Below are 14,772 nucleotides of genomic sequence, written 5' to 3'. Positions count from 1 at the left end.
GATCCACCCAAAGTGTCTTACGGGAACACACGACATCGGAAGATGTTGAGTGTTCCCGTTTGGCTTCCTTGCCTCCGGTCGCCTGGTTCACGATGGTGGCGAACGGTTCGGCGAGGCGTGGGCGTAGCTGCTCGTCGTCGGTGATCTCCAACCGCGTGTAGAACGCCTGGTTCGCGAGCCTCCGGTTCCCGTCGTCAGAGCGCGCGTAAGCGCGGTGCGCGTCGGTGAGCAGGCGAAGGCTGTCGTGGAGGAAGGCCCGCGCGCCGGTGTGGTGTTCGTCGTGCTCGCTGAGGCGTTGCTCGATGTCGGCGAGACCCGCGCGGATGCGGTCTTGGTGCCGCTTCAACGTCGGCAGGTCGATGGCATCGGCGAAGTGTGCCGCGAGGAGCTTGTCACTCTCTGCTTCGAGCCTGGCTCGGTTGGCCGTGAGGTCGGCGAACTCCTGATCCCGACTGGCGCTCTGCTCATCGAACGCGGCATCGACCTCGGCGGCGAGATGCCGATAGTCGGCCTCGCTGATCGTGATGTCGCGGTAGGAGTCCTCGACCAGCTGTTCGGCAACCTGGACGGGCACCGCACGGCGGGTACAGGTGGTCTTCTTCGCGGCGCGGCCGGAGCAGATGAAATAGGCGTAGGTCGTGCCGCGCGGGTTCGTTGCGAAGTCCAGCAGCATCCGCGACCCGCACGACCCGCAGTGCAACAGCCCTTTCAGATGGTGCGCGTGCGTGACGTGCCGCGTCATCCTCGCGTTGCGCGCCTTTAACAGCGATTGCACTTGGTCAAACAGCGCAGGCTCAATCAGTGGCTCGTGCGAACCGGGATGCAGCGCGCCCTTGTAGCGGATCACTCCCGCGTAGTACGGGTTCGTCAGCAGCTTGTAAAGCGTGTTCTTCCCCAACGGCTTCGACGGACGCTTCGGCGACGGAACCGTCGTTAACCCGCGTGCGGTGAGGTCGCGTAGTAGTCCGGTGACGGAGGTCTCGCCGGTCGCGTAGGTCTCGAACGCCCACCGAATCAACGGTGCCCGCTCGGGATCGACCTCGATGGTGCGTATCTCGCGGCCTTGCTCGTCGCTCTTGCGGACGTTGAGATACCCGACCGGGGCACGCATCGGCGTTCCACCCTGGGCGAGCTTCTGGGTGAGGCCCTTGGTGACCTCGGTGGCGAGGTTGCGACTGTAGAACTCCGCGATGGACGACATGATGCCGTGTACCAGCATCCCCGAGGGCGTCTGGTCGATGGACTCCGTTGCCGACACCAAGGTGACGCCTGCGGCGAGGAGGGCTTCGTGAATCTTCACGTCGTCGGCGCGGTTGCGGGCGAGCCGGTCGAGCTTGTGGACGATGCAGAACTGCACGCGAGTTGCGGTGATGAATGTCAGCATCTCCTGCAGGCCGTCACGATCCGCCGACCGCGCCGATTCTCCGGCATCCACGAACTCGCGCACAACCAGCGCTCCCAGCTCGGCTGCCTTCCTTGCATTGGCTTCGCGCTGCGCAGGGATCGAGAAGCCTTCCTCGGTGCCGCCGCGCTTGGCCTGCTCGCGGGTGGAGACGCGGAGGTAGGACACCGCGAGCAGCGCCGGAGCCTCCGCCTCAGTGCTGGCGTCAGTGGTGACGGTGCTGCTCATGGTGGGCCTCCTTGCCAGGGTGGTGCTTGGTCTCGATTCTCTCGCGCACCCCTGACAGAACGAAGAGTCGAAGGCGACTCGGCGAGGTCACCCGGCGGTGGGAGGCCGTAGGGGTCGGGCTCGCCCACGACCCACGCCCGGTGTCGGGCCTCCGCGATGCCGAGTACCCACTCGATGAGCTTGCCCAGGTCAGGCTCATCCCGCCGCGTCACCCGCAGCCTCAGATTCCTCGTCTCGCCAGCCATGAAGGAGAGGTGCACACCCACCCGTACGATGAACGAAAACTCGCTCCCTGATCGCTCCTCACAGAGATGACACGCGTCTTGCAGATCAAGGATTCGCTACTTACGTCGGTGACGAAACAGGCGTACCGTGAAGCATGGCTCTCAAACGCTACGATCCCGACGAGGCGGAGTTCGATGCCCGCTACCGGCGATGGCTTGCCGCGCTCGAATCTGGTGACGAAGCCGAACTCCTCGAAGCCACGGCAGCGATCCCCACACTGAACAACCAGGTACTCGACCGGTTCTTCGCCGTCGAGAGCGACGAGCTTGGGAGGCCAGGGCAGCGGGCGATGGAGCAACGCCTGATCGTGCTCCTGAGCGAGCTTCGCCCACACGAAGCGGCACGGCTCCGCGAACTGCATAAGGCCAGGCAACGACGTCTTGACCGCACTACTCGAATCGGACGTACCGTGGAGCTGCCCACGAAGTGCGCGCGCTGCGGCAGCAAGCTCAAGGATGTGAAGCCAACAGGCAGGCCGCGTATCTACTGTTCACCAGCCTGCCGCAAGGCTGCGTACGAAGACCGCCGCGCCCACCGCGACGGAGCAGTCAAGGTCCAGGTCGTCGAGCGCGTCGTCACCGAGGTCAGAGAGCGCCGCATCGAAGTGCCCCACCCGCGAAGCGAGTGCATCCGCGAGGTCTTCGCCAACGACGACGCGCTTGTGAACGTGATCTGGGCACTCATCGACGCTGTCCGAGGAGGCGAGGACCCCGCGTTCAGCCTCGACCAGCCGAGGTTCTGGGACCTCTACAACAACGTCGAAGTGCTCTACGAAGCCGTCGTCAAACGCGCCGCAAGCTACGATCTACCGGACCCTTCCGAGTCAGCTGAGGAGGAACCCTGGTTGGCGAACGGGGTCCGACGTCACCTGCAACGCTTCACCCGGCAGGACCCGGAGGAACCTCCTCGTGTGCCGTAGTCTTGCGCGTGACTACCGATCACGTTTGGTTGTTGTTCTGGTTGCAGCACTGGTAAGATCGTTGGTGTGAGGGAGCGAGAGATTTACCCGAGCGCACCTATCGTCCTGATGGCGATCGAGGTGCGGCACCCGCCGTGCGAGCCACTTGACCGCAAGCAGGTGGCGGAGGTGTCCGCGCGGATCAAGCAGATGCTCCCCCTCCCGAGTGAGATGAACGAGGTCTCCGTCACCGTGCAGGCAGGGCCGGACGGTCCGCCCACCCAGCAACAGGTCGTCAGCAGCTTCCCGAGGTGGACGAGCCGCGACAAACGAACGGCACTGTCCGTCCGATCAGACAGCCTCGTGATCGAGACCACCGACTACGGCAGCTACGACAGGATGCGTGAGTTGCTCGACGTCGTGCTCCAGACTCGCCTGACCGTTGCGGCCCCGGTCGGAGTCGAACGGATCGGGCTCCGGTACATCGACGAGATCAGGGTTCCCGCTGAGAACGGTGGCAGCGCGCCAGACTGGGGCCAGTGGGTGGATGCTTCGCTACTCGGACCCGTGCATGTCGGTGCGGAGTTGGGGCTTGCGCCGGTGGTGAACGAAGGTGTCTTCGTGTTTTCCGGTGGCAGTGATCATGCGCTGGTGCTGAGGTACGGCGCACAGAGCGACTACGCCGTGCAATCGACTCCCGAGCTGCGCCGTCCGTTGCCTCCTCCGGGGCCACTGTTCAAGCTGGACATCGACAGCTTTTGGCAAGCGGCCGACGAGGTGCCGGAGTTTGACGTGGACTTCATCCTGCGTCAGGCGGACGCACTACATGAGCCGGTGCGTGGAGTCTTCGAGAGTGTGATCACAGATCGACTACGAGAGGAAGTGTTGCGAAATGGCTGACACCTTGGTGCGGAACGCCGCTGTTGAGTCGGCGCTGGGATCGCGTGCCACCGCGGGCGACACCACGTTCAGTCGGAACCTGACGGAGACTCGACTTACGCCTCCTCGTCTGACGACGGAAGTTGGCGGAATCCGAAGCGTGGCTCGCGCGCTCCACGACGACGTAGACGACCTCCACAAGCGCACTCACGAGGATGAGTGGCGCATGGCGGCAGCTGAGCGCGGCCGGGCCAGTGTGACGTCGATGCTCACAGAGTTGGCTGATCTCGGGTTTGCCTGGCGTGACATCGCACGGATGGTCGGCGTGAGCGTGCCCGCCGTGCAGAAGTGGCGAAAGGGCGAGAAGGCTTCGGGTGACAGCCGCATTCGAATCGCCAGCCTCCTTGCGGCCTGCGACCTAATCACCAGCCACTATATGGTCGACGAGATCGCCTCCTGGTTCGAGATGCCGCTCTCCTCGTCTGCCCCTGTCACGCCCATCGTGCTCTACGCAGCCAATCGCGCTGACCTCGTGTTCGAGTTCGCGAGCGGTCATGTGGACCCAGAAGCACTGCTGTCGGAGTTCGATCCCGACTGGCGCGAACGGTACCGATCAGATTTCGAGGTCTTCGAAGCGGGCGACGGCAACCGATCGATCCGCATGAAGGGTTGATCTTGAGTCACGACCTCGAATCCCCGTACGTAGAGGGTGTCCCGGACTGGGATGCCCTCTACCGTGCGCGTGGCGACGAGGTCTCGACGACCCGACCCATCTTCACCGGTGACGTGTTCACCGGCGTGCAACTCCCGGGGTCAACAGGTAGGACGAAAGCGCGTTCCGTTGTCGTCCTCCAACATCCTTGCTCCATGCGGACGAACGGCGTCGACCTTGCCTGGCAGGTCCTTGTTGCCGAGGTGACAAACCGCAAGGAGATCGACGAGCCGGGTTGGGTGGGCGGCAACTACAACCTGATGCCGCTGCCTGACATCCGCCCCGACGTAGCGAGCCAGAGCCAGCACCAGGCGGCGAACTTCGACAACCTCTATACGGTGGCGCCCGACCTGCTGGCCTCGCGAGTCGCCTCTCTGTCGCCGTTCGGAGTGAATCTCCTTCTTCAGCGTTGGGTGCACTACAGCTCGCGTGTCGTGGTTCCCACGCAGACGTTCCACGAGCAGACCGCTGCTTTCTACGAGGAAGCGGATCTGATCGAGGAGTGGTGCGACGAGGCGATCGGCGCCGATCTTCGGGCGGCGACTCAGGCTTGCTTGGATTGGCTGCGTGCCGATCGGGATGGCTCCACCCATCAGGAACTGCTGAAGAACCCGCAGTCCCACAGCATGATCCGCCGCGCGATGCGCCAGGAACTGAGAGAACGGAACCGCGTTTGAGAACGACAGACCTCGCCAAGGTGCGCGCCACCCTGTGGGCCGCGGCCGACGAGCTACGCGCGAACTCGAAGCTGACGCCTGTGCAGTACCGCGACCCGGTGCTCGGGCTGGTCTTTCTCGCCTACGCCGAGAACCGCTTCGAAGCGATCCGAGCAGATGTCGAGTCGCGGGCATCCGCACGGAACCCCGTGACCGTCGCCGACTACAAGGCCAAGTCCGTGCTCTACGTCCCCGACGAGTCGAGGCTCTCGTACTTGGTCAGGCTTCCTGAGGGCGATGACATCGGCAAGGCCGTGGATGACGCGATCAAGGCCATCGAGGCGACCAACCCCGAACTGAAAGACATCCTGCCCCGCGGCTACCAGAAGCTGGAACGCCCGACACTGATCGAACTGCTCCGCCTCTTCGCGCCGCTGCCGACACAGCTCGAAGGCGACGCGTTCGGGTTCATCTACGAGGACTTCCTCTCCAACTTCGCCGCCCAGGAGGGCAAGGGCGGCGGCGAGTACTTCACCCCCTACTCGATCGTCCGGCTGATCGTCGAGATTCTGGAACCCTTCCAAGGCCGCGTGTTCGACCCGGCCTGTGGCTCGGGTGGCATGTTCGTGCAGTGCGCGAAGTTCGTCGAACGTCACCACGAATCGGCGACCCGTAAGCTCTCGGTCTTCGGAACCGAGAAGACCGAAGACACCGTGCCACTGGCCAAGATGAACCTCGCCCTCCACGGGCTCTCCGGTGACATCCGCCAGGCCAACAGCTACTACGAAGACCCCCACCGTGCGGTCGGCGCGTTCGACTACGTGATGGCCAACCCGCCGTTCAACGTCGACAAGATCAAGAAGGATCAGCTCGCGGGTGACCGCCGCTTCCCGTTCGGTCTACCCAAGGCTGACAACGGCAATTATCTGTGGATTCAGCAGTTCTACGCGGCCCTCGCGCCGAAGGGTCGCGCCGGATTCGTGATGGCGAACAGCGCGGGCGACGCCGGGCATTCCGAAAAAGAAATACGCAAGCAGCTCGTCGAGTCCGGCGCGGTCGACGTGATGGTCGCGATCAGCTCCAACTTCTTCTACACGGTCACCCTGCCGGTGACGCTGTGGTTCCTCGACAAGGCCAAGATGGGCACCTCGCGCGAAGACACGGTGCTGTTCATCGACGCCCGGCACATCTACAACCAGATCGATCGCGCTCACCGGGACTTCACACCCGAACAGATCGAGTTCCTCGCCAACATCGTTCGCCTCTACCGGGGCGAGGATGTCGAGACCATTGCCGGCAGCGAAGTGCTCCTTAAAGAGAACTTCCCTGACGGGAAGTACGTCGACGTCGCCGGCCTCTGCAAAGTTGCCACCCGCGCCGAGATCGAAGCCCAAGGCTGGAGTCTCAACCCCGGCCGCTACACCGGCTCAGCCGTCGTCACTGAGGATGACGAGGACTTCGCCGTGAAGCTCGAAGAGCTGTACGAGGAGTTCACGCTCCTCAGCAACGAAGCGGACGGCCTCCGTGCCAAGGTCGATGCCGCAGTCCAAGGGATTCTCGACGTATGAGCGACTGGCGAACGAGGACGATCGCCGATCTCGGCAGGGTCGTGACCGGAAGCACCCCGCCGTCGCGCAACCCGGGGTGGTTCGGCGACTCAACGCCGTTCGTGACCCCCAGCGACATGACCGAAGGGGATCGTCGACCGCGACCGGAGAGATGGCTCTCTGACGAGGGCCGAGGCGGCCTTAGAGCGCGGCTGGTTCCAAGGGATTCGGTGGCGTTCGTGTGCATTGGTGCCACGATCGGGAAGGTATGCCTACTGCCGTCCGAGTCGGTGACAAACCAGCAGGTCAACACTGTGATTCCGGGCGATAAGACGGATGCCCGGTTTGTCTACTATTTGCTCAGGCACGCCGCACCACGCATCGCGCAGGCCGCAAGCGGCGCAGCGACCCCTATTATCAACAAGTCGGCGTTCTCAAAACTCCTCGTAAACGTGCCTGACTTCGCAACGCAGTCTCGCATCGGCGAAGTCTTGGGATGTATCGATGACCTGATCGAGAACAACCGGCGGCGGGTGGCGGTGCTGGAGGAGATGGTGCGCGCCATCTACCGTGAGTGGTTCGTGAAGTTCCGCTACCCCGGACACGAAGACGTTCCCATCGTCGACTCCACCCTTGGCCCGATCCCCGAGGAGTGGTTTGCGGGAACGGTTGGCGATGCGCTCGAACTCAAGTACGGCAAGGCTCTGAAGGCAGATACTCGACGCGGCGGAGAGATCGCCGTGGTTAGTTCCGCCGGGATTGTCGGTTGGCATGACGAGTCGCTTGTCGGTGGCCCAGCTGTGGTCGTCGGGCGTAAGGGGAACGTCGGAAGTGTCCATTGGGTTGATGGCCCTTGCTGGCCTATCGACACTGCGTACTACGTCGTTACCAGCCTTCCTCTCAGATTCGTTGTCGAGCAGTTGCGTCGCACTGAGTTCACCAATACTCACGCAGCCGTTCCTGGTCTGAGTCGAGATGGTGTCTACGCAAGGCCCTTCCTGATCCCGCCGACTGACCTGCTCGACAGCTACCAAGGCACCGTCGATCCGCTGGGAGCAGAAGCCTCGGCTCTCACGAGGCAAAGTGATCGCCTCGGGTCGTTGCGCGATCTACTCCTGCCGAAACTCGTGACGGGACAGATCGACGTGTCGGCGCTCGACCTGGATGCGCTGGTGGCGGAGGGTGTCGGGTCATGACGCCGTCGGGTCCGGAGTTCGCGTATGTCGAGAAGCCGAGCATGGAGCTGCTCGGCCAGCTCGGGTGGACGCAGGTTGATGCCTTCCAGGAGACGCTGGGTCCCCAGGGCACGCTCGGTCGCGACTCCCAGCACGACGTCGTGCTCACCCATCGCCTGCGGTTTGCGATGCGCAGACTCAACGACGCCGATGTGCCCGATGCTTCGATCAACGAGGCCATTGAGGTGCTCATCAAGGATCGCTCGGCCATGGATCGGGTGCGTGCGAACCGTGAGGTCTACGACCTGCTGCGTGACGGCTACCGCGCGGAGTGGCTGGACGATCAAGGTGAGAAGCGGATCGAGACGCTGCGCTACCTGGACCTGAAGGACCCCTCCAATAGCGATCTGCTGGCGGTACAGCAGATGTGGGTCAAGGGCCACTTGCACTCCCGCCGTCTCGATGTCGCCCTGTTCGTCAACGGTGTGCCCTTGGTGTTGATGGAGTTCAAGGAGCCGGGCGTCGCGCTGAAGTCGGCGTACGACGACAACCTGACCGACTACCGTGACACCATCCCGCAGTTGTTCATCCCGAACTGCTTCGTCCTGCTCTCCAACGGCAGTGAGGCGAAGGTCGGGGCGACGTACTCGCCGTGGGAGTTCTTCGGCGACTGGAAGGTTATCGATGCCGCGGGCACTCGTGGTGCGGTCGCGTTGGAGACCGCACTTCGGGGCACGTGTGACCCCGCGATCCTGCTCGACCTGTTCGAGAACTTCGTCGCGTACCTGGAGCGTCCGGGCGGTCTCATCAAGAACGTCGCCCGCTCGCACCAGTACCTCGGCGTGAACTCGGCCATCGAAAACCTGCGCCGGGCTCGTGCAGAGCAGGACAAGCGCCTCGGTGTGTTCTGGCACACCCAGGGGTCGGGCAAGTCGCTGTCGATGCTGTGGTTCACGCAGAAGGTGCTGCGCCAGATTGCGGGCAAGTGGACGTTCGTTATGGTCACCGACCGCACCGAGCTCGATACCCAGCTTCACGGCGAGTTCGCTGATGCCGGGGCGGTGCCGCCGGAGGCGCGGGTTCACGCGGCATCCATCGCTCATCTTCGCGAGCTGCTCGCCGCCGATCACCGCTACGTGTTCACGCTGATCCAGAAGTTCCAGCCGTCCAAGGCTGCGGGGGAGCGGGAGATGCCGGTGCTCTCGGAGCGCTCGGACATCATCGTCATCACCGACGAGGCGCACCGCAGTCAATACGACACCCTGGCGTTGAACATGCGCCGGGCGCTGCCGAACGCGTCGATGATGGGCTTCACCGGTACGCCGCTGATCGCGGGTGAAGAGCAGGCAACCCGGGAGCAGTTCGGCGAGTACGTCAGCATCTACAACTTCCGCGATGCCATCGAAGACGGCGCGACCGTGCCGCTCTACTACGAGAACCGCATCCCTGAGCTGCAACTGGTCAACGAGAACTTCTCCGACGAACTCGACTCACTCCTCGAAGCAGCCGAGTTGGATGAAGACGCCGAGGGCGCGCTGGCGCGCGAGTTCGGCACCCAATACACCCTGCTCACGCGACCTGAGCGGCTGAAGACCATCGCATCCGATCTGGTGCGGCACTTCGTCGGGCGAGGCTTCGCGGGCAAGGCAATGTACGTCGGCCTCGACAAGGCCGCCGCCGTGCGCATGTATGCCCTGGTGCAGGAGGCGTGGGCGGAGCATCTGGCCGAACTGCGTGCCGAGCACGATGCGCTACCGGAGCTGGAGCGCCCCTGGCTCGCCTCACGCATCGAGTTGATGGAGACCACCGACATGGCGGTGGTCGTCTCGCAGAGCCAGAACGAGCTGAAGACGCTCGACGACCAGGGCCTCGACATCCGCCCCCATCGCGAGCGTATGAACCGCGAAGACCTCGCCGAGAAGTTCAAAGACGCCTCTGACCCTTTGCGGCTCGTCTTTGTCTGCGCCATGTGGATGACCGGCTTCGATGCCCCCAGCGTCTCGACCGTATATCTCGACCGGCCGATGAAGAACCACACCCTGATGCAGACCATCGCCCGCGCCAATCGCGTCTTCCCAGAGAAGGACAACGGGCTGATTGTCGATTACGTCGGCGTCTTCAGAAACCTGGAGAAGGCCCTCGCCGTCTACGGGGCCGCGAGCGCGGGCGAGTCGCCCATCGAGATCATCGACGCACTCGCGGGCGAGTTGAACGCTGCGGTGGCCGAGCTGACCTCGTTCTGTACGAATGCCGGTGTTGACCTCCTGGCGATGCGCGACGCGGAAGGTTTCGACCACATCGCCAAACGCGACGCTGCGGTCGAGGCGCTGCTGGTCGATGAGGAGACCCGCAACGACTTCACCGGCAAGGCACGGCAAGTGCGCAAGCTCTTCAAAGCGCTCCTGCCGAACCCGAAGGCCGCGGCTCAGCAGCGCACCGTCGCCGCGATCCGCGTGCTCCACGAGCGCATCGTCGAAGTCACACGCCCGCCCGAGGCTGACATCTCGGCAGTAGCCGACGCGGTTGACGCGCTGCTCGACCGTTCGGTCGGTGCAGAGGAGTACATCATCCGGGCTGCAGCCGAAGGCACCAACCCCGACCCGCTGATCGACCTGTCGCTCATCGACTTCGACGGACTCGCCGCTAAATTCGCAGGCCGGCGGCGCGCCGAAACTGATCGCCTCGCGCAGTTGCTCCGTCAACAGGCGATCAGGGCCGCTCTGCGGAACCCCACGCGCTACGAGCTTGTCGAACGCATTGAACAGCTCATCGAGGACTACAACGCAGGCAGCGTAAACATCGACGAGTATCTGCGCCGTCTCATTGAACTGTCCCAGACACTGACCGCCGAGGAAGAACGGGCCGTTCGAGAGGGCATGACTGAGGAAGAGCTCTCGATCTTTGACCTGCTAACTCAGCCTGACCCCGTCTTGACCGCTGCAGAGCGGGAGGCCGTCAAGGCCAGCGCCAAGCAGCTGCTGGAGCACCTCCGTGAGAAGCTTGTGCAGGACTGGCGGCGCAAAGTTGCCACCACGAATGACGTCAACAGCACGATCCGTCGCGTCCTTGACCGGAGCCTGCCGGAGACCCCGTACACCGTTGACATTTTCCACACGAAGGTACAGCTCGTCTTCGATCACGTCCTTACCGCCTACGGTGACAACGGTGAGAGCGCCTACTCGCTGCGCGTTGACTACGTCTACCCGAGCCACGGCGTGAACGTTGAGTACAACGGTCCGATCGACGTGAACAAGGTCGCCGACGATGTCGTCGCCCGCATCCACGCCGACCCAGAGTTCGCGGCGCGGGTAGTCGCTGAGTTAGGGGCGGACCATGAGCCTTGAGCGGACTAGTGTCGACGTCTAAAGATCGCCAAGCGCGAATCACGGACTGGCTGGAAGAGAAGCGCCCAGACCTGGCGAGCATGTACCGGGCGGCTCGTGAACTGCTTGCCAGTGCCTCGAAGCCAGGCGATGAACGGACTCGCGTCTCGCACATCTGTCACTCAATGCGCGAAATTATGAATCGCCTTCCAAGTGCCCTCGGGATCGCTGGAGCTGCGAGTGGTGGCCCAAGGAGTTCGACCCACGTACGGAAGTTGCCGGCGCTCGTTGCGCGCTTTCCGAATCTTGATCTCCTCCAAGAGGTCGAGAACGTTCCCGTTCCGCAAGAGTTGGCGGCTCTTCTCGATGAACTGGTCAGGGCTGCCGCGGCCGAGGACGGCCGAGTAGCGGCCAATGTGGCCGCGCTACTCACCGATGACGGAAATACCAATCATCCGGCGGTCCGTGAGTGGAGGGACATAACGGACTTCTTCGTGAAGTGGGCGCACCTCCACGACGAGCAGAGCGACCCAGAGTCAATCCCTTCCGACGACGATCTGAGGCAGCGGATCGATCTGGCCGAGACTCTAATGGACGGCATCAGAGCCGAGTTCTTCGACAGCCTGCACGCGATCGAGGACCTGCTCGCCGAGGCCAATCAACTCAACGAGGGAGGCGAGGTCGGTGGCTGAGTACCAGGCTCCAACCGAAGAGCAGATTCAAGCGGCGCTGCGCAGGTTGACGTCCTTCCAACTCCGCCGAGCCTTCTACGAAGGCCTCAAGAATCCGCTCTGGGTCAAGCCGCTCGCTGACGCTGGAGCGTTCAACAGCCCGCCCCAACCAGAGGTCGGAAGCGACGGCACTGTTCGCGAGAGGTACTGGCCTGAAGCTAGCTACCTGGATGCGATGGCGGAGCATGTTCCGGCCGAGGTTGCCGAAGTTCTAGGTGCCCTTGCAGGTAGCAGCAACCCCTGGGTCCGCCGAATCGTATTCTCTGCGGGCTCCCGCATGCCTTCGGCGATCGCAGCAAGACTGAAGCCGGTCATAGATGACTGGGAGGACAGCGGCTACGGGTGGCGCACCGACCCACGGGATCTCGTGTCATTCGCTGTCAACCTGCTGGACGGCGGCGAAACAAAGTTCGGCGTTTCGTTCGCCAACAAGTTGTTCCGGCCAACGAAGGATGCGAGGACCGATAGTGACCCGGTGACCGAGTTGAAGGCACATTGGTATTCACGCGAGCTTCCGAGGGTGACCCGTGCCCTCGGGGAGAACGCGTTGAAGACCATCCTTCCTTGGCTCACCCTCCACGAAGAGAACGAACGCAGCATCGGAGAAGACTACGACCACAGCGGCTTTGGACGCTCTGAGATCGCCCGGAGGCGGAACAACTACCACGAGGTTCAGGATGCGCTGATCGACGCCGTGCGCGACGCGGCAATCGAGCAACTGGCGAGGGAACCACTTACGGCATGGGCGGCACTCAACAGGAACCCGATCCTCATCGTGCGCCGCATCTCGCTCTATGCAGTCGCGGAAGTACTTGAGCGCCAGGCGGCTGATGAGACTGTGAACGCCGAGCTGGTCTCAGTTGCACGCGAACTCATGCTGGACGCCAAGTCCCGCGACCAACTCGCTGTCTCGGACTTCATCAGGCTCCTCCGCGCGCTGGGCACTGTGTCTCCCGCTGAACTTGACCCACTGGAAGGCGTGCTGGCATCAGGTCACGTCACGGAGCACGCAGCAGCGCGAATCACGCGCAACCTGCGTGACCAGGGTGAGTCAGATGAAGAGATTCACAACCAGATCGCACAATGGGACAGGCGTTGGCAGCACCGCGTGTTGACCGGTGTTGGGCGAGAACTCCTCCCGGGCGCCCTCCGGGAGCAACTGGACGCGCTAGACGCTGAAGACGGCATCGTCGACGATCCCATGCGTCCCACATTCCAGACCTCGGGCTGGACCGGTCCGAACAGCCCGATGCCTCAGGAGGAGATGGCAGCCCTGGCGCCGATGGAACTCGTGGCCCAGTTGGAAGGCTGGCATGACGAGGGCGACGGCTGGGGCCCCAAGCCGTCCCACGAGGGACAGGCGAGAGTGCTTGAGGCAGTCATCACCAGCAAGCCGCAGGCATTGGCTGGACAGCGAGACCTCGTCCAGCGACTGCGCCCGACCTACTTGCGGGCCGTCCTCAGCGGCTGGGAGGGAGCGCTCAAGGCCGAACTTGACCTTCCTTGGACGGAAGTGCTGATTCTCATCGGGGATATCCTCGATCACTCCGATGAGTCCGATTTCCCGGTTGAGGGCGGACGCTTCGATGACGATCCCGACTTCACCGAGGCAAAGAAGGTTGCGATCCGATTCCTGGCCCACTTGGCTTCAGATGCCTCGGTTACGAAGCTTCCCTACGAGCAACTGGGCCAACTCGCGAGTCAACTCTTGGGCGCCGCGTCCGGAACCGCCGTATGGAGTGAGTACATCGGCACACTTGGCGAGGAGTCCGGATGGGACCCGCTTATGGTCTCGGTGAACTGGAAGTGGCCCATCTTGCTCCGAGGACTGGTCAACCTCGTTGGCCTCGGTGAGGATCGCCAATGGCACTCCCCAGCCCTCGCAGCACTCCGCGAACAGCTCGCGCTAGAAGACCCTCGGGGGGCCTCGCGTGCAGTCCTCGGCGAGGGGCTCGGAAGACTCTTCAACCATGCTCACGGCTGGCTCGTGGAGAACTTTCCCACCTACTTCGGCACGCACTCGGCGCTCGATCGGAACCAACAGATCGCGGTGACAACAGCGATCGCCATGCACTACTACCACCCGGATCTCTATCGACTCCTCTCGGATCCGATGGTTGCCGCGATCAACAACGCCGAACAGATCGCGATCGGGTGGGGTAGTGATGTCTCTCCGCAGCAACGGATCGGCCAGTGGGTGATTGAAGCGATCATTCGAGGGCACATCGGCGACGACGACCCGCTACGAACTGAGTTCTACGCGCGAGCCGACCCCGAGACTCGCGGCGACGCGATCGGGCATACGGCGTGGTCATTTATGCACGCCGAGGTAGTCGATGACGTCATTCGTGACCGACTTGCTGACCTTTGGGACGAGCGGGTTCTCCACGTCAAGGCACATCCGGAGGACAAGGCTGAACTCAAGGACTTCTACTGGTTCATCCGGAGTGAGAAGTTCCCGGCGTCATGGTGGCTCCCTAGGCTGGTGGAGGCGCTTGAGTTGGATGGCGAGCTGGAAACGCAAGGGATGATCGGCGAGCAACTGGCCGCTGCGGCCGACGAGCTTCCACGGGTCGCACTTGACGCGCTGACCATGCTCCTTGCCCCCGCCGAAACATCAGGCCTCGACCACTACGACCTGCGGACACACTCGCTCGCACCGGTAATCGCTGCAGGTCTCAGGACGTCCGACGCCCAGCTCCGATCCGATGCGCGATCTCTGATGAACCGTATGGGTGAGCGAGGGGAGATTGATCTCGAACGGCGGGTCGAGGCGATCCTCGGGCAGGTGCCAGAGATCAACGATCAGGCTCCCTGACCATGGCGCACTCTCTACTCGGTTGGCTCGAGCGGCGTGAAGTCTTGGAAATGAGAACCTAACTGGCTCTGCCTGTTCTCAATCTCAGAGCTTCGGGTTCGGGCCCAAACGGTGCCGC

10 protein-coding genes are annotated in these 14,772 nt (G+C 63.1%); 9 read left to right on the top strand and 1 reads right to left on the bottom strand.

All coding sequences use genetic code 11. From position 1 onward, the window contains the following. On the bottom strand, window positions 1–1,630 hold a 1,630-nt coding region (locus ACWKZU_RS08925), incomplete at its 3' end, for a recombinase family protein (RefSeq protein WP_449281974.1). 379 nt (window positions 1,631–2,009) lie between these two features. Here ACWKZU_RS08925 and ACWKZU_RS08920 point away from each other — a divergent pair. The 9 genes from ACWKZU_RS08920 (at window position 2,010) to ACWKZU_RS08880 (ending at window position 14,654) form a co-directional block, all read left to right on the top strand. Beyond that, the gene (locus ACWKZU_RS08920; RefSeq protein WP_449281973.1) at window positions 2,010–2,834 is read left to right on the top strand and encodes a hypothetical protein; all 825 of its coding nucleotides are present in this window, start codon (window positions 2,010–2,012) and stop codon (window positions 2,832–2,834) included. Between the two features lie 66 nt (window positions 2,835–2,900). Next, a complete protein-coding gene (locus tag ACWKZU_RS08915) occupies window positions 2,901–3,713 on the top strand; it encodes a TIGR04255 family protein (protein ID WP_449281972.1) in 813 nt (270 codons plus the stop codon). Between the two features lie 205 nt (window positions 3,714–3,918). Then, window positions 3,919–4,365, top strand: a complete 447-nt coding sequence (locus tag ACWKZU_RS08910) for a hypothetical protein (protein WP_449281971.1) — start codon at window positions 3,919–3,921, stop codon at window positions 4,363–4,365. Between the two features lie 194 nt (window positions 4,366–4,559). Further along, entirely contained in the window at window positions 4,560–5,081 is a 522-nt protein-coding gene (locus ACWKZU_RS08905) for a hypothetical protein (RefSeq protein ID WP_449281970.1), read from the top strand. Further along, a complete protein-coding gene (locus ACWKZU_RS08900; RefSeq protein WP_449281969.1) occupies window positions 5,078–6,628 on the top strand; it encodes a type I restriction-modification system subunit M in 1,551 nt (516 codons plus the stop codon). The genes ACWKZU_RS08905 and ACWKZU_RS08900 overlap by 4 nt, the downstream gene beginning before the upstream one ends. Continuing rightward, window positions 6,625–7,803: a restriction endonuclease subunit S gene (locus tag ACWKZU_RS08895; protein WP_449281968.1), complete on the top strand. Its 1,179-nt coding sequence runs from the start codon at window positions 6,625–6,627 to the stop codon at window positions 7,801–7,803. The genes ACWKZU_RS08900 and ACWKZU_RS08895 overlap by 4 nt, the downstream gene beginning before the upstream one ends. Then, complete coding sequence (locus ACWKZU_RS08890; protein WP_449281967.1) at window positions 7,800–11,126, top strand: type I restriction endonuclease subunit R; 3,327 nt, start codon at window positions 7,800–7,802, stop codon at window positions 11,124–11,126. Before ACWKZU_RS08895 ends, ACWKZU_RS08890 begins: the two co-directional genes overlap by 4 nt. A 254-nt stretch (window positions 11,127–11,380) precedes the next feature. After that, on the top strand, window positions 11,381–11,797 hold the full coding sequence (locus tag ACWKZU_RS08885; protein ID WP_449281966.1) for a hypothetical protein: 417 nt from the start codon (window positions 11,381–11,383) through the stop codon (window positions 11,795–11,797). Next, entirely contained in the window at window positions 11,790–14,654 is a 2,865-nt protein-coding gene (locus ACWKZU_RS08880) for a hypothetical protein (RefSeq protein ID WP_449281965.1), read from the top strand. Before ACWKZU_RS08885 ends, ACWKZU_RS08880 begins: the two co-directional genes overlap by 8 nt. Window positions 14,655–14,772: the final 118 nt, after the last annotated feature.

This window comes from Leucobacter sp., assembly GCF_053528595.1.
Note: the sequence above shows the minus strand (reverse complement) of the source record. Positions and strands in the feature narration are given on the sequence as shown.